20 protein-coding genes and 1 tRNA gene are annotated in these 19,115 nt (G+C 67.6%); 1 reads left to right on the top strand and 20 read right to left on the bottom strand.

Annotation, left to right across the window (positions count from 1 at the left end):
* Nucleotides 1-4: 4 nt before the first annotated feature.
* From nuoH to tpiA, 11 genes are all read right to left on the bottom strand, one after another.
* The gene (nuoH, locus tag AC1DOM_RS13775; RefSeq protein WP_498964240.1) at nt 5-1,060 is read right to left on the bottom strand and encodes an NADH-quinone oxidoreductase subunit NuoH; all 1,056 of its coding nucleotides are present in this window, start codon (nt 1,058-1,060) and stop codon (nt 5-7) included.
* Nucleotides 1,057-3,294, bottom strand: coding sequence for an NADH-quinone oxidoreductase subunit NuoG (nuoG, locus tag AC1DOM_RS13770; RefSeq protein ID WP_498964238.1), 2,238 nt, complete (start codon nt 3,292-3,294; stop codon nt 1,057-1,059). Before nuoG ends, nuoH begins: the two co-directional genes overlap by 4 nt.
* The gene (gene nuoF, locus AC1DOM_RS13765; protein WP_498964236.1) at nt 3,291-4,658 is read right to left on the bottom strand and encodes an NADH-quinone oxidoreductase subunit NuoF; all 1,368 of its coding nucleotides are present in this window, start codon (nt 4,656-4,658) and stop codon (nt 3,291-3,293) included. The genes nuoG and nuoF overlap by 4 nt, the downstream gene beginning before the upstream one ends.
* A 3-nt stretch (nt 4,659-4,661) precedes the next feature.
* Nucleotides 4,662-5,189 (bottom strand): NADH-quinone oxidoreductase subunit NuoE, encoded by a 528-nt coding sequence (gene nuoE, locus AC1DOM_RS13760; protein ID WP_498964235.1) that lies wholly within the window; start codon nt 5,187-5,189, stop codon nt 4,662-4,664.
* Nucleotides 5,190-5,232: 43 nt separating this feature from the next.
* Entirely contained in the window at nt 5,233-6,534 is a 1,302-nt protein-coding gene (locus tag AC1DOM_RS13755) for an NADH-quinone oxidoreductase subunit D (RefSeq protein WP_498964233.1), read from the bottom strand.
* Nucleotides 6,531-7,268 (bottom strand): NADH-quinone oxidoreductase subunit C, encoded by a 738-nt coding sequence (locus AC1DOM_RS13750; protein WP_498964231.1) that lies wholly within the window; start codon nt 7,266-7,268, stop codon nt 6,531-6,533. Before AC1DOM_RS13750 ends, AC1DOM_RS13755 begins: the two co-directional genes overlap by 4 nt.
* Nucleotides 7,265-7,864, bottom strand: a complete 600-nt coding sequence (locus AC1DOM_RS13745; RefSeq protein ID WP_498964229.1) for a NuoB/complex I 20 kDa subunit family protein — start codon at nt 7,862-7,864, stop codon at nt 7,265-7,267. Before AC1DOM_RS13745 ends, AC1DOM_RS13750 begins: the two co-directional genes overlap by 4 nt.
* Nucleotides 7,855-8,211 (bottom strand): NADH-quinone oxidoreductase subunit A, encoded by a 357-nt coding sequence (locus tag AC1DOM_RS13740; protein WP_498964227.1) that lies wholly within the window; start codon nt 8,209-8,211, stop codon nt 7,855-7,857. The genes AC1DOM_RS13745 and AC1DOM_RS13740 overlap by 10 nt, the downstream gene beginning before the upstream one ends.
* Nucleotides 8,212-8,344: 133 nt before the next feature.
* Nucleotides 8,345-8,429: transfer RNA gene (locus tag AC1DOM_RS13735), tRNA-Leu, on the bottom strand.
* A gap of 82 nt (nt 8,430-8,511) precedes the next feature.
* Nucleotides 8,512-8,931, bottom strand: a complete 420-nt coding sequence (gene secG, locus AC1DOM_RS13730) for a preprotein translocase subunit SecG (protein ID WP_498964226.1) — start codon at nt 8,929-8,931, stop codon at nt 8,512-8,514.
* Between the two features lie 23 nt (nt 8,932-8,954).
* The gene (gene tpiA, locus AC1DOM_RS13725) at nt 8,955-9,704 is read right to left on the bottom strand and encodes a triose-phosphate isomerase (protein WP_498964224.1); all 750 of its coding nucleotides are present in this window, start codon (nt 9,702-9,704) and stop codon (nt 8,955-8,957) included.
* Nucleotides 9,705-9,781: 77 nt separating this feature from the next.
* Here tpiA and AC1DOM_RS13720 point away from each other — a divergent pair, with 77 nt between their 5' ends.
* Nucleotides 9,782-10,474, top strand: coding sequence for a DUF6445 family protein (locus tag AC1DOM_RS13720; protein WP_498964222.1), 693 nt, complete (start codon nt 9,782-9,784; stop codon nt 10,472-10,474).
* A gap of 58 nt (nt 10,475-10,532) precedes the next feature.
* Here the strand turns inward: AC1DOM_RS13720 and AC1DOM_RS13715 are convergent, their stop codons facing one another.
* From AC1DOM_RS13715 to AC1DOM_RS13675, 9 genes are all read right to left on the bottom strand, one after another.
* Nucleotides 10,533-11,492: an isopenicillin N synthase family dioxygenase gene (locus tag AC1DOM_RS13715; protein ID WP_498964220.1), complete on the bottom strand. Its 960-nt coding sequence runs from the start codon at nt 11,490-11,492 to the stop codon at nt 10,533-10,535.
* A gap of 14 nt (nt 11,493-11,506) precedes the next feature.
* Nucleotides 11,507-12,868 carry a phosphoglucosamine mutase gene (glmM, locus tag AC1DOM_RS13710; protein WP_498964218.1) on the bottom strand — a complete coding sequence of 454 codons (1,362 nt, stop codon included), beginning with the start codon at nt 12,866-12,868 and terminating at the stop codon, nt 11,507-11,509.
* On the bottom strand, nt 12,865-13,752 hold the full coding sequence (accD, locus tag AC1DOM_RS13705; protein WP_498964216.1) for an acetyl-CoA carboxylase, carboxyltransferase subunit beta: 888 nt from the start codon (nt 13,750-13,752) through the stop codon (nt 12,865-12,867). The genes glmM and accD overlap by 4 nt, the downstream gene beginning before the upstream one ends.
* Before the next feature lie 103 nt (nt 13,753-13,855).
* On the bottom strand, nt 13,856-14,668 hold the full coding sequence (gene trpA, locus AC1DOM_RS13700) for a tryptophan synthase subunit alpha (protein WP_498964214.1): 813 nt from the start codon (nt 14,666-14,668) through the stop codon (nt 13,856-13,858).
* Nucleotides 14,665-15,057 (bottom strand): DUF3144 domain-containing protein, encoded by a 393-nt coding sequence (locus AC1DOM_RS13695; protein ID WP_498964212.1) that lies wholly within the window; start codon nt 15,055-15,057, stop codon nt 14,665-14,667. The genes trpA and AC1DOM_RS13695 overlap by 4 nt, the downstream gene beginning before the upstream one ends.
* Before the next feature lie 23 nt (nt 15,058-15,080).
* Nucleotides 15,081-16,283 carry a tryptophan synthase subunit beta gene (gene trpB / locus AC1DOM_RS13690; RefSeq protein WP_498964507.1) on the bottom strand — a complete coding sequence of 401 codons (1,203 nt, stop codon included), beginning with the start codon at nt 16,281-16,283 and terminating at the stop codon, nt 15,081-15,083.
* A gap of 22 nt (nt 16,284-16,305) precedes the next feature.
* Nucleotides 16,306-16,971: a phosphoribosylanthranilate isomerase gene (locus AC1DOM_RS13685; protein ID WP_498964210.1), complete on the bottom strand. Its 666-nt coding sequence runs from the start codon at nt 16,969-16,971 to the stop codon at nt 16,306-16,308.
* The gene (truA, locus tag AC1DOM_RS13680) at nt 16,968-17,753 is read right to left on the bottom strand and encodes a tRNA pseudouridine(38-40) synthase TruA (protein WP_498964208.1); all 786 of its coding nucleotides are present in this window, start codon (nt 17,751-17,753) and stop codon (nt 16,968-16,970) included. Before truA ends, AC1DOM_RS13685 begins: the two co-directional genes overlap by 4 nt.
* Nucleotides 17,754-17,786: 33 nt before the next feature.
* The coding region (locus AC1DOM_RS13675) for a FimV/HubP family polar landmark protein (RefSeq protein ID WP_498964206.1) at nt 17,787-19,115 on the bottom strand (1,329 nt) is incomplete at its 5' end.

The following is a 19,115-nucleotide window of genomic DNA, read 5'->3' as shown; positions in this document are numbered from 1 at the left end:
AACGTCACTGCCCCGGCGTGAACACGTTGAAGTACGCCAGCAGCGCGGTGACGAAGATCCAGGCGATCGTGATCGGAATGAAGACCTTCCAACCCAGTCGCATGATCTGGTCGTAGCGGTAGCGCGGGAACGAGGCGCGGAACCAGATGAAGCAGCTCGCGAAGAAGACCACCTTCACCAGCAGCCACCACCAGCCGTCCACGGAGAGCAACGGGATCCCCAACCCGTGCAGCGGGCTGAGCCAGCCGCCGAGGAAGAAGATCGACGTCGTGAAGCTGACGAGGATCATGTTCGCGTATTCGGCCAGGAAGAACAGCGCGAACTGCGAACCGGAGTATTCGACCATGTGGCCGGCGACGATTTCCGATTCGCCTTCCACCACGTCGAACGGCGCGCGGTTGGTTTCGGCCACGCCCGAGACGAAATAGATGACGAACAACGGCAACAGCGGCCACATGAACCACTCGAACAGGCCCGCATTGCCCGCCTGCGCCATGACGATGTCCGTCAGGTTCAGGCTGCCGGCGGCGATCAGCACGCCGACCAGCGCGAAGCCCATCGCGATTTCATACGACACCACCTGCGCCGCGGCGCGCATCGCACCGAGGAAGGCGTACTTCGAATTCGACGCCCAGCCCGCGAGGATGATCCCGTACACGCCGAGCGAGGTCATCGCCAGCAGGTACAGCAGGCCCGCGTTCGCATTGGACAGCACGAGCTTCGCATCGAAGGGCACCACCGCCCACGCCGCGAAGGCAGGCACCAGGGTGATCAGCGGCGCGATGCGATACAGGAAGGGCTGCGCCACGGTGGGCTGCACCACTTCCTTGAACAGCAGCTTGAAGACGTCGGCGAAGGCCTGGAGGATGCCCTTGCCCACGTACATCGGCCCGTGGCGCACGTGCATCCAGCCGATCAGCTTGCGCTCCCACACCACGTAGAAGGCGACGCTGATGATCACCGGCACGGCGATCAGCAGGATCTTCAGCACGATCCACGCGAGCAGGCCCAGCGGCCCGAAGGCCACCAGCCAATCGCGGAAGGCGTCGACGTACATCATGCGCGGCTGACCTCCACGTTGCCCGAGAGCAGCGCTGCGGTCGCGCCATACCCCGATTCCACCCAGGCGCAACCGCGCGCGACCTTGTCGCTGATCGCGACCGGCAGCGTCGCCGTGCCCAGGGCGTTCTTCACTTTCGCCACGCCGTCGGCGTGCACGCCCGCGTCGCCGGCATCGGCCGGATGCAACACGATGCGCGCGCCGAGCGTGAGCGGATGCGCCTGCAACGCGGCCGCGCGGCGCACGGTCGCATCGCTGCGGTAGATCGCCTGCGAAGCGACGATGACCAGGCCGGCGCCATGCACGGCGGCGTGCGCCGGCGCAGTGCCCTTGGCCACGTCCACGTTGCGCGGCGACAAGCCCTTGCGCATGCCCGCGTAGTCGGTGAAGGCGAAACCGCCGACACCGAGGTCGGCGCCGATCGCGCGCAACACGCGCCAACCGGCACGCGCTTCGCCCGGCGCCTTGCCGCCCGCGGCGAAGTGCTGCACGCGGCCTTCGAGGTTGGTCAGCGAGCCTTCGTTTTCCGGCAGCGCCGCGATCGGCAGGATCACGTCGGCCACCGCGCGCGTGGATTCGCACGCGTAGTGGCTGAAGGCGACGACCTGCGCACCCGACAGCGCCTTGAGCGCGAGCGCCTGGTCGGCGAAGTCCAGGCCCGGTTCGATGCCATAGATCACGTATGCACTGCGCGCATCGGCGAGCATCGCCTGCGTGCCGCGCGACGCCGGCAGCACGCCGTGTTGCGACAGGCCGAGCGCGTTCGCGCCCTGCGGGATGCGGCACAGCGGCGCGTTGTTCGCCGAAGCGAAGCCGCGCGCGGCGGCGCGGATCGCGCTGGCGTGTTCGGACAGTTCGGCGACGCCACCGAGGATCACCACGGCGCGCTGCGCGCCCGCGATGTCCACGCCGGCCAGCGCCGTGGGCAGTTCGGCCATCGGCACGATGGTCTTCGAGGCGACTTCGAACGCCACGTCGAAATCCACCGGGTTGACCATGTGCACGCGCGCACCCTTGCGCTGCGCCTTGCGCACGCGCTGGTGCAGCAGCGGCAACTCGTGGCGCAGGTGCGAACCGACGATCACGATGGTGTCGGCGTTGTCGATGTCGGCGACGGGCATCGCGAAGGCTTCGGACACCGCGCCGTCGGAGACGTCGCGCTGCGCGAGGCGATGGTCGAGGTTGCCCGTGCCCAGGCCATCGGCGAGGCGCGCGAGCAAGGCACCCTCCTCGTTCGACGTGGCCGGATGCACGAGGACGCCGAGCTGGTCGCCGCCGTTGTCGCGCAGGATCTTCGCGGCCTTGGCCAGCGCTTCTTCCCAGCTGGTTTCGCGCCAGGCGTTGCCGTCGCGCACCATCGGCTTCGCCGCGCGATCCTGGGCATACAGGCCCTGGTGCGCGTAGCGATCGCGATCCGACAGCCAGCATTCGTTGACCGCTTCGTTGTCGCGCGGCACCGAGCGCAGCACTTCGCCACGACGCACGTGGTGGAACAGGTTGCTGCCCAGCGCATCGGAGAAGCCGAGCGATTCGCGCGCGACCAGTTCCCACGGACGCGCGCGGAAGCGGAACACCTTGTTGGTCAGCGCGCCGACCGGGCACACGTCGATGACGTTGCCCGAAAGCTCCGTCGTCAACGGCTTGCCGTCGTAGGTGCCGATCTGCAGGTTTTCGCCGCGCATCATGCCGCCCAGCTCGTAGGTGCCGGCGACTTCCGCGGTGAAGCGCACGCAGCGCGTGCACTGGATGCAGCGCGTCATGTCGCTGGCGACGAGTGGACCGAAGTCCTCGTCGGCGACCACGCGCTTGCGCTCGGAGAAACGCGAGACCGAACGGCCGTAACCGAGCGAGAGATCCTGCAGTTCGCACTCGCCGCCCTGGTCGCAGATCGGGCAATCGAGCGGATGGTTGATCAGCAGGAATTCCATCACGTTGCGCTGGGACTTCAACGCCTTCTCGCTGCGCGTGACGATCTTCATGCCGTCCATCACCGGCGTGGCGCACGCCGGCGCCGGCTTCGGCATCTTTTCGACTTCGACCAGGCACATGCGGCAGTTGGCCGCGATGCTCAGCTTGTCGTGGTAGCAGAAGCGCGGGATCGGAATGCCGGCCTTGTCGGCGGCGGCGATGATCATCGAGCCCTTCGGCGCGGTCATCGCGACGCCGTCGATCTCGATGGCGACGTGGCCTTCCGGCACGGCGGGCTTGGTGACGTCGGTTTCGACGGCGCTCATGCGGCGACACCCTGCTTGGCGACCACCGTCCCGGCGCGCTGGTCGTCGACCAGGAAGCGCCCGTTGACGATCGCGTATTCGAATTCGTCCCAGAAATGGTGCAGGAAGCCCTGCACCGGCCACGCGGCGGCTTCGCCGAACGCGCAGATGGTGTGGCCTTCAATCTGCCCCGCGGCGGCGCGCAACATCTGGAGGTCGTCCAGCGTCGCCTGCTTTTCCACGATGCGCGTCAGCATGCGGTACATCCAGCCGGTGCCTTCGCGGCACGGCGTGCACTGGCCGCAGCTTTCCTTGAAGTAAAAGCGCGCGATGCGCTGGCACGCACGCACCATGCAGGTGGTTTCGTCCATCACGATGACCGCGCCCGAGCCCAGGCCCGAACCGGCCTTCTGGATCGAGTCGTAGTCCATCGTGCAGGCCATCATCGCGTCGGCCGGCAGCACCTTCATCGACGAACCGCCGGGAATCACGGCCTTGAGCTTGTGGCCCTGGCGCATGCCGCCGGCGAGCTGCAGCAGGTCGGCGAACGACGTACCCAGGCGGATTTCGTAGTTGCCCGGCTTTGCGACGTGTCCCGACACCGAGAACACCTTCGGCCCGCCGTTGTTCGGCTTGCCGAGGTTGAGGAACCACTCCGCGCCGTTGCGCACGATCGCCGGCACCGAGGCGTAGGTTTCGGTGTTGTTGATCGTGGTCGGCTTGCCGTACAGACCGAAGTTGGCCGGGAACGGCGGCTTGTAGCGCGGCTGTCCCTTCTTGCCTTCGAGCGATTCCATCAGCGCGGTTTCTTCGCCGCAGATGTACGCGCCGGCGCCGAGCACGTTGTACAGATCGATGTCGACGCCGCTGCCGAGGACGTTCTTGCCGAGCCAGCCGTTGGCGTAAGCCTCGCGCGTGGCCTCTTCCAGATGCTCGAAGGGCTCGTGGTGGAATTCACCGCGCAGGTAGTTGTACGCGGCCGGCGAACCGGTGGCGTAGCACGCGATCGCCATGCCCTCGATCACCGCGTGCGGGTTGTAGCGCAGGATGTCGCGGTCCTTCGCCGTGCCCGGTTCGGATTCGTCGGAGTTGCACAGGATGTACTTGATGCCGGGGCCCTTGGGCATGAAGGACCATTTCAGGCCGGTCGGGAAGCCCGCGCCGCCACGGCCGCGCAGGCCCGAGGCCTTGACCATCTCGATCACGGCAGCGGGCTCGATCTTCTCTTCGAGGATCTTGCGCAGCGCGGCGTAACCGCCGGTCTTCAGATAATTTTCGTAACTCCACGGCTTGTCGAAGTGCAGCGTCGTGTAGACGACGTTGTGCTCCTGCGGCGCGGGGCCGACGGGACCGGTGGGTTCTGCGTAGTGACCGTGACCTGCCATGCGTTACTCCAGGCCGTCCAGGAGCTCGTCGACTTTCTGCGTCGAGAGGTTCTCGTGGTAGTGGCCGTTGATCACCATCATCGGCGCGCCGCAGCACGCAGCCAGGCATTCTTCTTCGCGCTTGAGGAAGATGCGGCCGTCGCTCGTGCTTTCGCCGAGCTTGCAGCCGAGCTTTTTCTCCGCGTGCGCGACGAGGTCTTCGGCGCCGTTGAGCCAGCAGCTGATGTTCGTGCAGAAGGCGACGTTGTTGCGGCCGACCTTCTCGGTCTCGAACATCGAATAGAACGTGGCGACTTCGTACGCCCACACCGGCGGGATCGACAGGTACTTGGCCACCGCGGCGATGAGCTCGTCGGTCAGCCAGCCGCCGTTCTGTTCCTGCGCGGCGTGCAGCCCCTGCAGCACCGCCGACCGCTTGCGGTCCGCCGGGAACTTGGTGAGCCAGTGGTCGATGTGCGCACGCGTGGCGTCCGACAGCACTTGCTGCGGATCGACGTTGCGCGCGTTCTCGAAATTGCCGGTCGCTCTCATCGGTTCTGCCTTGCTCGCATCTGTGTTGCCGATCGCGGTGCGATCAGCGGTCGATCTCGCCGAACACCACGTCGTAGGTACCGATCATCGCGACGACGTCGGCCAGCATGTGGCCACGCACCACCGCGTCCATCGACGAGAGGTGCGCGAAACCCGGCGCGCGCAACTTGCAGCGGAACGGCTTGTTGGCGCCGTCGCTGACCAGGTACACGCCGAATTCGCCCTTCGGGGCTTCCACCGCCGAGTACGTCTCCCCTGCCGGGACGCAATACCCTTCGGTGAACAGCTTGAAGTGGTGGATCAGGGCTTCCATGTCGTCCTTCATCTCCTCGCGGGAGGGCGGCGCGACCTTGTAGTTGTCCAGCATCACCGGGCCGGGGTTGGCCTGCAGCCACTTCACGCACTGGGCGATGATGCGGTTGGACTGGCGCATTTCGGCCACGCGCACGAGGTAACGGTCGTAGCAGTCGCCGTTGGTGCCGAGCGGAATGTCGAAGTCGACTTCGGCGTACTTGGCGTAGGGCTGCTTCTTGCGCAGGTCCCACGCCAGGCCCGAACCGCGGACCATCGGGCCGCTCATGCCCCACGCGAGCGCGTCTTCCGGCGACACCACGCCGATGCCGACGGTGCGCTGCTTCCAGATGCGGTTCTCGGTGAGCAGCGTCTCGTATTCGTCGACGCGCTTCGGGAAATCCTGGGTGAAGCGATCCAGGTAATCGAGCAGCGAGCCTTCGCGCCATTCGTTGAAGCGCTTGAGCTTCTGGCCCTTGCGCCACGGCGACTCGCGGTACTTCGGCATGTGGTCCGGCAGGTCGCGATACACGCCGCCGGGGCGGTAGTACGTGGCGTGCATGCGCGCGCCCGACACCGCTTCGTAGACGTCCATCAGCTCTTCGCGTTCGCGGAAGGCGTAAAGGAACACCGCCATCGCGCCGAGGTCGAGCGCGCTGGACCCGACCCACATCAGGTGGTTCAGGATGCGCGTGATCTCGTCGAACATCGTCCGGATCCACTGCGCGCGTTCCGGTGCCTCGATGCCGAGCAGCGTCTCGATGCCGCGCACGTAGGCGTGCTCGTTGCACATCATCGAAACGTAATCCAGGCGATCCATGTAGCCGATCGACTGGTTGTAGGGCTTGGATTCGGCGAGCTTCTCGGTGCCGCGATGCAGCAGGCCGATGTGCGGATCGGCGCGCTGCACGATTTCGCCGTCCATTTCCAGGATGAGGCGAAGCACGCCGTGCGCGGCCGGATGCTGCGGGCCGAAGTTGAGCGTGTAGTTGCGGATCTCGGCGTTGTTCAGGCCCGAGGTGTTGGTGACGGACGGCAGGATCTGGGCGCTCACTTGCGCGCCTCCTTCTCTTCGCCGGCGGCGGTGGCGTAGCGCGCGTCGTCGCGGATCACGCGCGGCACGCCCACGCGCGGTTCGACGGAAGTCACGGGCTCGTACACCACGCGCTGGCGTTCGTTGTCGTAGCGGACTTCGACGTTGCCGATCAGCGGGAAATCCTTGCGGAACGGATGACCGACGAAGCCGTAGTCGGTGAGGATGCGGCGCAGGTCCGGATGCCCTTCGAACAGGATGCCGAACATGTCGAAGGCTTCGCGTTCGAACCAGTTCACGCCCGGCCACAGGTCGACGATCGAAGGCACGACCGGCAAGGCGTCGTCGGCGGCGAAGGTGCGCACGCGCAGGCGCTGGTTGTGCTGCATCGACATCAGGTGCGCGACCGCGGCGAAACGGCGGTTCGGCGCGGGTTCTTCCTGCAGGCCGCTGGGTAGTTCGCCCCACTTGAAACGCCCCGGGCCGCGGCCTTCGACGCCACGGCTGAAGCCTTCGGACGAAACGTCGGTGGTGTCCCACTCGTCGTTGCCGTAACCGAGATAGTCGACGCCGCACACGTCCATGCACAGTTCGAAACCGAAGGTGTCGCGCAGGTCGCTGCACGCGGCGTGCCACGCCGTCGGCGGCACTTCGAGCGTGATTTCGTTGCGCGGCGCGGCGACGGTCACCACCGCACCATCGAAGCGCGCGTCGGAAAAGTGCGCGCGCAGGCGCTCGACGAAAGGGGTGCTCATGCCGTGGCGCCCTGCTTGCCGGCGATATCCGTCCGCGGACCGGTGAACGGCGAGGATTCGTTGCGGCGGATCTTCTTCTGCAACTGCAGGATGCCGTAGACGAGCGCTTCGGCCGTCGGCGGGCAACCCGGCACGTAGATGTCGACCGGCACGATGCGGTCGCAACCGCGCACGACCGCGTAGGAATAGTGGTAGTAACCGCCGCCGTTGGCGCAGCTGCCCATCGAGATGACCCACTTCGGATCGGGCATCTGGTCGTAGACCTTGCGCAGTGCGGGCGCCATCTTGTTGACCAGCGTGCCGGCCACGATCATCACGTCGGACTGGCGCGGCGAAGGACGGAACACGACGCCGTAGCGATCCAGGTCCAGGCGCGCGGCGCCGGCATGCATCATCTCGACCGCGCAGCACGCCAGGCCGAAGGTCATCGGCCACATCGAACCGGTACGCGCCCAATTCCACAGCGCGTCGAAGCTCGTGGTGACGAAGCCCTGCTCGAGCAGCGGGTTCTCGCCTTCCGGGCGCAGGATGTCGCCGACGCGATCGTCCGGCAGCGGGTTGTGCATCAACCCCGAAACAGTTTGGATCACTCCCATTCGAGTGCGCCCTTCTTCCAGACGTAGACGAAACCGATCACCAGCAGCGCGAGGAACACGCCCATCTCCACCAGGCCGAACACGCCGAGCTCGCGGAACACGAGCGCCCAGGGGAAGACGAACGCGATTTCCAGGTCGAAGACGATGAACAGGATCGCGATGAGGTAATAACGCACGTCGAACTGCATGCGCGCGTCTTCGAATGCGTTGAAGCCGCACTCGTAAGGAGAAAGCTTTTCGGCGCTGGGGCGCTTGGGCCCGAGCACGTTGCCCACGACGATCAGGGCGACACCGATGCCAAGGGCGACGATCAGGAACAGCAGGGTCGGCAGATATTCAGCCAGCACGCTCGCACCTCTGGATTCGCTCGTGGGCAGGGGGCTCGCACGAGCCGGCTATTGTAACGGGGCACGCACGAGGACAACCAGCCTTGTGGACTTTCGAGTACAAAAAAACCCGCGCGAGGCGGGTTGTTTTGTTTGGTGCCCAAGGGGGGACTCGAACCCCCACGACCGAAGCCGCTACCACCTCAAGGTAGTGCGTCTACCAATTCCGCCACCTGGGCAATCAGGTCCCGCATCGCGCATCGCGCGCTGCGGAGTTCGACATTGTAAGTCGTAACAATCGTGGTGCGAAGACTCGCGCCGTTATTTCGTCGTCGCCGGCGCCGGTGCCGCGGGCACTGCGCCGTTCGCCGTCGGCGCTGCCGTGTTCGCGGCGGGCGCGGCCGGCACGGCCGTGTTGGCCGGCGGCTGCGCGGCCGGGGCCGACGGCACGCCCGACATCAGGCCCAGGTCCGTTTGCGCCTTCTGCGCTTCGGCGGGCGCCTTCACGCTGTGCGTGAAGTGCCAGCCCATGAACAGGGCGATGCAGAAGAAGGAGATCGCGAGCCACTTGGTGCTCTTGGACAGGAAGTTGCCCGCGCCGCGCGAACCGAACACCGTCGCCGACGCACCCGCGCCGAAACCGGAACCGGCCTGCGCACCCGCGCCGCGCTGCATCAGGATGAGCACGATCATCGCGACCGCGATGAGCACGTACAGCACGTTGAGGATCGTCATCAACATCGGGAGGGAACTCTGCCTTTGGCTCAGGCCGCCGCGTCTGCGATGGCCAGGAAATCACGGGCGACGAGGGAGGCGCCACCCACCAGCCCGCCGTCGACGTCGGGCTGCGAGAACAGCGCCTTCGCGTTGTCGGGCTTCACGCTGCCCCCGTAGAGGATGGGCAGCAAGCCGGCAATGTTAGCAGAGCGCGAAGCGACCTCGCCACGAATGAAGGCGTGGACCGCCTGGGCCTGCTCCGGGCTGGCCGTACGGCCGGTTCCGATCGCCCAGACCGGCTCGTAGGCGATGACCGCGCCGTCCAGGGCCTCTTTCCCGCCGAGGGCGAACACGGCCTCCAGCTGCTCTTCGATGCGCCATTCGGTCTGGCCCGCCTCCCGCTCGCGCAGGGTTTCGCCCACGCAGAGGATCGGGATGAGGCCCGCCCGCTTGGCCGCGAAGAACTTCTGCGCGACCAGGGCGCTGGATTCCCCGTGGTATTGCCGGCGCTCGGAATGCCCGACCAGGCCGTATTTGGCGCCGACATCCAGCAGCATCGCGGCCGAGACCTCGCCGGTATAGGCGCCCTTCTCGTTCACGCTCACGTCCTGCGCCCCGAAGGACACCCCGCGCTCGCCGAAATGTTCGACCAACTCACCCAGGTAGGGCAGCGGCGGCAGCACCACGCGCTCCACGCCCGCCACCGGCGCGACGCTCGCGATCTCTTCCACGAGCCCGCAGGCGAAGTTGCGATCGCCATGCAGTTTCCAGTTGCCCGCCACGATCTTGCGCCGCATGTGCTGCCTTCCGGGAATGAACCGTCAAGCGCGCAAGTCTATCGCAGCGCAAACCGGCGCAAGGCTATGATCGGTCGATGCCGATGCTCCGCCCGCCCGCGCGCCCGACGCTCCCCGTCCTGCCCTATCGCAAGCCCACCCAGGGACGCGACTACTGGGTGTTCGACGACGTCCTGCCCGATCCCGACGCCGTGCGAACGCGCACCCTCGCGCGCACCGACTGGATCGAGGGCTATCCGCACAAACCCGAGTCGTGGCCCGGCATGCGCGTGATGCCGGGCCTGTCGCCCGACGAACTGGCGATCGTCGAAACCCTGGTGCGCAAGGCCACGGGCGTCGACAAACTCTGGGTCGAATCCGCACCCGACGGCGCGCACCTCAACCACAACTGCATCCAGGTCGTCGGCGCCGAAGAATGCGAGACGCGGCCGCACACCGACTCGCGCGCCCTGTGCCGTTTCGCCGCCGTGCTCTATCTCAACCCGAACGTCCCCGACGATTGCGGCACGACCTTCTACCGCCAGCGCCTGGCCGGCGGGCAACGCGGCGGGAACATCGTGATGCCGCCGCATCAGACCCTGGTGCAGGCGCTGGGCACGCGCTTCGTGCCGCCGGAGTCATTCGTCGAAGACGTCGCCGTGGCGCATCGATTCAATCGATTGCTGCTCTATCGCGCCAACCTGATGCACAGCGCCAGCGCGTATCACGGCCGCACGCTCGCGGAAAAGCGCATGGCGGCGGTGTTTTTCTGGATGGCGAAGGGGGTTTGATCCCCCTCGAGCGCGCTGTGCGCGCTCGATCCCCCTTGGAAGGGGGGATGAAAGTCGCTTACTTCAGTTTGATTTCGCGCAGGCGTTCTTCGAGATAGCCCTGCGCCGTGATCGCTTCGGGATACCGCGAAGGATTGTCGGCGCCCACGCACGAATCGAGCACGTCGATCAGGAAATCCGGATTCGGGTGCAGGAAGAAGGGCGTGGAGTAGCGCGGCTGGCGCGCCAGTTCGCCCGGCGGATTGACCACGCGGTGCGTCGTCGAGGGATACACGTGGTTGGTCAGGCGCTGCAGCATGTCGCCGATGTTGACGACGATGGTGTCGGCATCCGAGGTGAACGGCACCCACTCGCCCGTGCGCGATTTCACTTCCAGCCCGGCCGCACTCGCGCCGACCAACAGCGTGATCAAGTTGATGTCTTCATGCGCACCGGCGCGCACGTTCGGGATGTCGGGCGTGGTGATCGGCGGATAGTGGATCGGCCGCAGGATCGAATTGCCGTAGTGCGTCTTGTCGACGAAATAATCTTCCGGCAAGCCGATGTGCAGCGCGAGCGCCGCGAGCACCTGCGCGCCGAGCTTGTCCAGCGCTTGGTACAGGCCGTAGCCGACGTCGCGGAACTCCGGGATTTCCTCCGGCCACAGGTTGGCCTGCATCACGTCGGCGCAATGGTGGTCGCGCGGGATCTCGCGGCCGATGTGCCAGAACTCCTTGAGATCGTGGTGCTGCGCGCCCTTCGCGGTTTCCACGCCGAAGGGCGTGTACCCGCGCGCGCCCCCGCCACCGGCGACGTGGTACTGGCGCTTGGTGTCGTCTGGCAAGGCGAAGAAACGCTGGAACACGTCGTACGCGCGGTCGATCAGCGCCTGCGGAATGCCGTGGTTGCGGATGCCGGCGAAGCCCCACTCGCGGTAGGCGTTGCCCAGTTCGGCGACGAATGCATCGCGGTCTTCGGGGCTTTCCGGATGCGTGAAGCGCGCGATGTCGAGCGTGGGAATACGGATTTCGGAAGTCATCTGTCGTTCGTTGGTTACTGCGCGGCCGCGCGAACCGCGTCGGCCAGTTTGTCCAGGGTGTTGCGCATCAGTGCGTCGTCGTCGGCTTCGACCGTCACGCGCACGACCGGCTCGGTGCCCGAGGGCCGCAGGAACGCGCGACCGTGCCCGGCGACGGCCGATTGCGCATCGGCCAGCGCCGCCTGCACCGAGGGATGCTCGACCGGCTTGGCGCCCGGTGCGAGCTGCACGTTGACCGTCTTCTGCGGCACCTTGCGCATGCCGGCGATCGCTTCGCGCAGCGTGAGGCCGCGACGGCGCAGGACTTCGAGCACCTGCAGCGCGCTGACGATGCCATCGCCGGTGCTGGCGCGATCCAGGCACAGCAAGTGCCCCGACGCTTCGCCACCGAGCACGCCTTCGTGTTCGACCAGCATCTGGTGCACGTAGCGGTCGCCCACCTTCGAGCGCAGGAACGCGATGCCGCGTTCGCCCAGCGCGCGTTCCAGGCCGTAGTTGGTCATCAGCGTGCCGACCATCGGGCCGCGCAGGCGGCCGCTGTCCTGCCAGTCGGTGGCGAGGATGTACAGCAGGTCGTCGCCGTCGCACACCGTGCCGTCGTCGGCGACGAACAGCACGCGATCGCCGTCGCCGTCGAACGCGATGCCCAGATCGGCATTCGTTGCGTGCAGGTGCGCGACCAGCGATTCGGGATGCGTCGAACCGACGCCATCGTTGATGTTCAGGCCGTTCGGATCGATGCCGATCGCATCCACGCGCGCGCCGAGTTCGCGCAACACCAGCGGCGCGATCTGGTAGGTCGCGCCGTTGGCGCAGTCCATCGCGATGCGCACGCCGGTGAGGTCGAAGCCCTTGGGCACGGAGTTCTTGCAGGCCTCGACGTAACGCTCGACCGCGCCGCGCGTGCGCAGCGCCTTGCCGAGGCGTTCGGACGGGACCGTGGTGAAGGGTTGGTCGAGCGCGGCTTCGATCGCGAGCTCCGTCGCGTCGTCGAGCTTTTCGCCCTCGGCCGAGAAGAACTTGATGCCGTTGTCGTGATGCGGATTGTGCGAAGCGGAGATCACGATGCCGCCATCGGCGCGCAGCGAGCGCGTCAGGTGCGCGACGGCCGGCGTGGGCATCGGGCCCATCAGCTGCACGTCGACGCCCGCGGCCACCAGGCCGGCTTCCAGCGCGGCTTCGAACATGTAGTTCGAAATGCGCGTGTCCTTGCCGATGATCACCACCGGCTTGCGCCATTCGCGGTGCGAAAGGCGCTGCGATTCACGCAGGGCCAGGCCGTAGGCATTGCCCAGGCGCATCACGAAGTCCGCCGAGATCACGCCCTCGCCCACCCGGCCACGGATGCCATCGGTGCCGAAATACCGGCGGCTCAAGCGATGGTCTCCGGATCGTTCGCCGGCTCGGGTTGTTTCTGCATCATCGCGACCAGGTGCGCGATGCGGTCGCGCATTTCGCGGCGGTCGCAGATCTGGTCGATCGCGCCGTGGTCGAGCAGGAATTCCGGACGCTGGAAGCCTTCGGGCAATTTCTCGCGCACCGTCTGTTCGATCACGCGCGGGCCGGCGAAGCCGATGAGCGCGCCCGGTTCGGCGATGTTGATGTCGCCCAGCATCGCGAAGGACGCCGACACGCCACCGGTGGTCGGATGCGTGAGCACCGAGATGTACGGCACGCCGGCATCGCGCAGGCGCGCGAGCGCGGCCGAGGTCTTGGCCATCTGCATCAGCGAGAACAGGCTTTCCTGCATGCGCGCGCCGCCGCTGGCGGAGAAGCACACGAAGGGTGCGCGCAGGGCCAGCGCGCGTTCGGCCGCGCGGGTAAATCGTTCACCGACCACCGAGCCCATCGAACCGCCCATGTAGGCGAAGTCGAACGAGGCGGCGACCAGGTCGCGTCCCTTGAGCTTTCCTTCCATCGCCACGAGCGCGTCGCGCTCGCCGGTCGCCTTCTGCGCGGCCTTGATGCGGTCGGAATACTTCTTCTGGTCCTTGAACTTGAGTACGTCGGTCGGGCCCAACTCGGCACCGATCTCGGTCGTCGCCGCGCCCGGATCGAACAGCGAGGCCAGGCGCGCACGCGCGCGGATCGCCATGTGGTGGCCGCACTTGGGGCACACCTCGAGGTTTTCCTCCAGCTCCGGGCGATACAGCACCGAGCCGCACTTGTCGCACTTCTCCCACAGGCCTTCCGGCACGGAGCGCTTGTTGCCGCCTTCGGTGCGGATGCGCGAGGGCATCAATTTCTTCAGCCAGGACACGTGGCGATCTTCCCGTTTGTATGGTGCTGGGGATGGATGGGGGACTTGCGGTCCCGCAGGCGCGGCAGTCTAGCGCAGCGCCCCGCGAGGGCAATGCGAGGGACTATGCGGCCCGCGCACCCGGCGATGCGTCCAGCGCCGCACGGAGCGGTGCCAGGAAACGCGCGGCTTCGGCCGCGGGGTCGGTGGCGCCGGACAGCGCCGCGACCAGCGCGCTGCCCACCACCACGCCGTCGGCGTGTTCGGCCATCGCGGCCGCCGATGCGGCGTCCTTGATCCCGAAACCGGCGAGCACCGGCACCTTCGCCTGCTTGCGCAGCGCGTGCAGGCGTTCGGCCGCAGCGCCCGCATCGAGCCGGTCGGCGCCGGTCACGCCGGCGAAACTCACGAAATACAGATACCCCTGCGCGTCGTCGCACAAGCGCCGCAGGCGCGCTTCGGGCGTGGTCGGCGAGGCCAGGAGGATGAGCGCGACGCCGTGCGCATCCAGGGCCGCGCGCAGATCGCCCGCTTCCTCGGGCGGGAGGTCGACGAGCAACACGCCGTCGACGCCCGCGTTCGATGCCTGACTTGCGAAGCGTTCCGCGCCGCGGATCTCGACGGGATTCAGATATCCCATCAGGACCACGGGCGTGGTCGCATCGGTTTGTCGGAATGCACGCACCGTTTCGAACACGTACGACAGCCCGGCGCCGCGCGCGAGCGCGCGTTCCGAGCTGCGCTGGATCACGGGGCCGTCCGCCATCGGATCGGAGAACGGCACGCCGAGTTCGAGCACGTCCGCGCCCGCGGCGACGAGCGCATGCAGCACCGGCACCGTCGCGTCGAGCGCGGGATCGCCCGCGGTGACGAACGGCACCAGTGCCTTGCGCCCACGCGCGCGCAGGGCGTCGAAAGTGTCGAGCAGCCGGCTCACGCGTTCGGTTGTTCCTGCGCGGCGGCCTTGGCGGCGGCCTGGCGCGCGAGTTCGGCCTGCAGTTCCGAGGGACCGACGTCGATGCCGCGCTCATGGCCCAGGCCGTCCAGGTGCTCGTTGAGCATCGTGCGGTACAGCTTGGTCATGTAGTTCAGGAAGTCCTGGCGCTCGTCGGCGACATTGGCGCCCGAGGCGCCCATGAAGGTGTGCACGTTGAAGCGCGCGGCGGCGTACAGCGCGGCCATGCTGATGCGCTTGAGGCCGTGTTCCTTCGACTGCCTGTTGGTCAGCTCGAGGTATTCGTTGACCACCTTGAAGAAACCCGGGTCGAGCTGGTTCTGCTGCTCGTCGGCCTGGGCCTGGGCGTCGGTGTTGGTTTCGTCGGTCATGGGGTGTTTGCTCCTGGCAAGGTTCAGAAAGAAAGACCGTCGCGCGCGGCGATGGTGTGCACGTCCTTGTCGCCGCGGCCGGACAGGTTGCACAGCACGATCGCATCGCGTGGCATTTCCCGCGCGAGCTTCAAGGCTTGCGCGACGGCGTGGCTGGATTCGAGCGCCGCGAGGATGCCCTCGGTGCGCGCGAGTTGGTGGAAGGCCGCCAGCGCTTCGTCGTCGGTGATGCCGACGTATTCCGCGCGACCGGTGTCCTTCAGGTATGCGTGTTCGGGGCCGACGCCCGGATAATCAAGGCCCGCCGACACCGAATGCGTCTCGATGATCTGGCCGTCGTCGTCGCACAGCACGTAGGTGCGGTTGCCGTGCAGCACGCCCGGGCGACCCGCGGCGAGCGACGCGGCGTGGTGGCCGGTTTCGATGCCCTCGCCCGCCGCTTCGGCGCCGACGATGCGCACGTCGCGGTCGTTGAGGAAGGCGTGGAAGATGCCGATCGCATTGCTGCCGCCGCCGACGCATGCGGTGACCACATCGGGCAAACGTCCGTAATCGGCCAGCATCTGCACGCGCGCTTCGCGGCCGACCACGGCGTTGAAATCGCGCACCATGCGCGGATAAGGATCGGGACCGGCGACGGTGCCGATGATGTAGAAGGTGTCGGCGACATTCGTCACCCAGTCGCGCATCGCTTCGTTGAGCGCGTCCTTGAGCGTTTGCGAACCGCTCGTCACCGGCACGACCTTCGCGCCGAGCAACTGCATGCGATACACGTTGATCTTCTGGCGCTCGATGTCGGTCGCGCCCATGTACACGACGCATTCCAGCCCAAGGCGCGCGGCCACCGTCGCCGAGGCGACGCCGTGCTGCCCCGCGCCGGTCTCGGCGATGATCCGCGGCTTGCCCATGCGGCGCGCCAGCAAGGCCTGGCCGATGGTGTTGTTGATCTTGTGCGCGCCGGTGTGGTTCAGGTCTTCGCGCTTGAGCAGGATGCGCGCGCCGCCGTTTTCCTCCGACAGGCGCCGGGCTTCGTAGATCGGGCTCGGGCGGCCGACGTAATGCTTGAGGTCGTGTTCGAATTCGGCGATGAAGGCCGGATCCACGCGCGCCGCGTCGTAGGCGGCGGCCAGTTCTTCCAGCGGCCCGATCAGCGTTTCGGCCACGAACCGACCGCCGAAGCGGCCGAAATGGCCGGTCGGATCGGGGGTGTTGCTGAAATCGATCAGCGCGGAGCCGGGGGATGCAGGCTCAGTCTGGGTGGCAGTCGGCACGACGGACTTCTTCGACGAAACGACGCATCTTATCGCCGTCCTTGATCCCGGGGGCGCTTTCGATCCCGGAAGCCACGTCCACGCCCCACGGCAGCGTCGAAATCACCGCGTCGAACACGTTGTCCGGCCGCAATCCGCCGGCCAGGACGAAGGGCTTGCCGAGCCCGGTGGGCACGGTCGACCAGTCGAAGACCTCGCCGGTACCGCCCTGCTGGCCCTCGGCATGGCCGTCGAACAGGAACGCCGAGGCCCCGGGGAACCGCGTCAGCAGCTGGATGGCGTGCTGGGCGCGTTGGGCCGGATCCAGGCCCCGCATCGGGATGCCCTTGATGTAAGGCACGCCGAAGCCCTTGCAGAAGGCATCGTCTTCCGACCCATGGAACTGCAGCAGGCTCGGGCGCACCTGTTTGATGACCGCGCGGACCTCGTCGGCGGTGTTGTCCTTGAACAGCGCGACCGCATCGACCAGCGGTTCCATCGCGTTGCGCATCGCGCGGGCTTCCTCGGGCTGCAGGCGTCGCGGGCTGCCCTCGGCGAAAACGAAGCCGACGGCGTCCACGCCCAGTTCGCTGGCCAGGCGCACGTCGCCGGCGCGGGTCATGCCGCAGAACTTGATGCGCGTGCGGAACAGCGTCTTGCTCAAGCGCTCACCTCGTCGGGCAGGCCGAACAGGCCGGGATACACGGGACCGAGGAAGCACAGCCCGGTGGGCGGTGCGGTGGGGCCTGCGACAGTCCGGTCGCGTCCGGCCAGCAGCTCGGCGATCCAGGCCGGCGGCTGTTCGCCACGTCCGACCAGGGTCAGGGAGCCGACGATATTGCGGACCATGTGATGCAGGAATGCATTCGCCCTCACATCGATCCAAACCTCATCGCCGGCTTGCTCGACAGTGATCGATTGCAGGTCGCGCCGCGCATGGGGCGCCTGGCAGTGGACGGTGCGGAAGGCGCTGAAGTCGTGCTCGCCGATCAGCGCCTGCGCGGCGGCCTGCATCGCGCCCACGTCGAGGGGCAAGCGCTCCCAGGTCACGTATTGCCGGCCCATCGCCGGGCGCACCGCACGGTTGAGGATGCGATAGCGGTAGCGTCGCGCGACGGCGGAGAAGCGTGCATGGAAATCGTCGGGCACAGGCACGCACCAGCGCACGCTCACGCTGGCCGGCAAACGCGATGTCGCGCCGAGCATCCATCCGCGCGGATCCCGCTGCACGTGCGTTTCGAAATGCACCACCTGGCAGGCCGCGTGCACGCCGGCGTCCGTGCGTCCGGCGCAGACCGTGTCGACCTGGGTGTTCGCGACGAAGGACAGCGCGGTTTCCAGCGCCTGCTGCACGGTTTCATCGCCGGCAACGCCCGGTTTGCTGAGGCGTTGCCAGCCGAGGAATTGACCGCCGTCGTATTCGACGCCGAGCGCGAAACGCGCCACTACACGACCGACATCAGGACGGGCGCGCGCGCATCACAGCTCGCGCAGCATGCGCGCGGCGGTGTCGCGCGCGGCCGGATCGCGGCCGTCGAGCACGTCGCGCAGGATCACGCGCGCCGCGTCGTCGTCGCCCATGTCGAGGTAGGCGCGCGCGAGTTCGAGCTGCTGCTTGGCGGTCTGCGGTTCGGCGACGGCGGTGTCGTCGGCCTGCGCACCGCCGTGCCACGTCGGCGCGGTGCCGAGCGTCGCGGGCGCGGAGGTCCAGTGCGGCGCGGGCGCCTTCGTTCGCGGCGCAGGCTCGGAGAAGGTCGGCGCCGGCTCGGGTTCGGCACGCGTCTCGGCAACCGGCGCGCGCGGCGCGACGTCGTCGGACGTGGGAATGCCGGCCGCGAGCGCTTCGGTGTCGTACACCCGGCGCGGTTGCGCACTGGGCGTGCGACGGCGAGTGAACAACCAGGCGAGCACGCCGAGGATGATCAGGCCGGCGCCGCCCCACAGCCACGCAGGCGTGGACGGTTGCGCGGGTTGTTGTTGCGCCGGCGTGGTCGTCGACGCGGTCGTGGCGACCTTCGTCGCGGCGGCGTTGGATTGCGCGAGGCGTTGTTCGGCGGCCGCGAGCTTGCTGTCCTTCATCGCGATCAGCGCCGACTGGTCGTTCTGCAGTTTCTCCAGTTCCGCGACGCGGGACTTGAGCTCCTGCACTTCGGCATCGCGCGCTGCGAGGTCTTCCTTCGCCTGGTTCAGTTCCTGCTGTCGCAGCATGTCGCCCTCGCCTCCGGCGCTTGCGCCGGATCGTGATCCCGGGGTTTTCGCGCCGGCCTGGACGGGCGGCACGATTTCGAGGCGTGCACCGGCCACGCGCGTGTTCGCGCCCTTGGCCGGGGTGCCCGCGGTTTTCGCGGTGTTCGCAGGCGCGGCTTCGGCCGCGACGTTCGCCGGTTGCGGCGCGGGCGCGTTCAGCGCGCGCCATTGTTCGAGATGGTCGCGCACCACGGCCGCGGCTTCGGCCGGGGCCAGTTGCGCGGCATCCTGCGCGGGCGGCACGCGCAGCACCGCGCCGGCCTTCAGCAGGTTCACGTTGCCGCGGATGAAGGCGTCGGGGTTGGCGCGCAGCAAGGCGAGCATGGTTTGGTCGAGCGTGTAACCGCGTTGCACGACCTGCCCGGCGATGCCCGAGAGCGTCTGCCCATCGCGCACGGCGATGCGATCGGCCGGCGTGGGCGCCGGTGCCTCCGACGGTGCGGCGACCGGCGCGGGTTCGGGTTTCGGTTCCGGCTTGGTCGCCACGGCATTCGCGTCGGCGGGCGCCGGCTCGGCTGGCGCCTGCTCGGCCGGCGGCGGCGGTTCGGGCGCGGCCTGCGG

Source organism: Lysobacter sp. P5_B12 (genome assembly GCF_056400425.1).
This window is presented reverse-complemented; position numbering and strand designations above follow the sequence as displayed.

Bases quoted from the DNA above. Each gene is read 5' to 3' on its own strand.
- nuoH (WP_498964240.1), bottom strand. From the start codon at position 1,060: ATGATGTACGTCGACGCCTTCCGCGATTGGCTGGTGGCCTTCGGGCCG.
- AC1DOM_RS13695 (WP_498964212.1), bottom strand. From the start codon at position 15,057: ATGACCGACGAAACCAACACCGACGCCCAGGCCCAGGCCGACGAGCAG.
- AC1DOM_RS13750 (WP_498964231.1), bottom strand. From the start codon at position 7,268: ATGAGCACCCCTTTCGTCGAGCGCCTGCGCGCGCACTTTTCCGACGCG.
- tpiA (WP_498964224.1), bottom strand. From the start codon at position 9,704: ATGCGGCGCAAGATCGTGGCGGGCAACTGGAAACTGCATGGCGATCGC.
- nuoG (WP_498964238.1), bottom strand. From the start codon at position 3,294: ATGAGCGCCGTCGAAACCGACGTCACCAAGCCCGCCGTGCCGGAAGGC.
- AC1DOM_RS13715 (WP_498964220.1), bottom strand. From the start codon at position 11,492: ATGACTTCCGAAATCCGTATTCCCACGCTCGACATCGCGCGCTTCACG.
- AC1DOM_RS13745 (WP_498964229.1), bottom strand. From the start codon at position 7,864: ATGGGAGTGATCCAAACTGTTTCGGGGTTGATGCACAACCCGCTGCCG.
- nuoF (WP_498964236.1), bottom strand. From the start codon at position 4,658: ATGGCAGGTCACGGTCACTACGCAGAACCCACCGGTCCCGTCGGCCCC.
- nuoE (WP_498964235.1), bottom strand. From the start codon at position 5,189: ATGAGAGCGACCGGCAATTTCGAGAACGCGCGCAACGTCGATCCGCAG.
- AC1DOM_RS13720 (WP_498964222.1), top strand. From the start codon at position 9,782: ATGCCGATGCTCCGCCCGCCCGCGCGCCCGACGCTCCCCGTCCTGCCC.
- secG (WP_498964226.1), bottom strand. From the start codon at position 8,931: ATGTTGATGACGATCCTCAACGTGCTGTACGTGCTCATCGCGGTCGCG.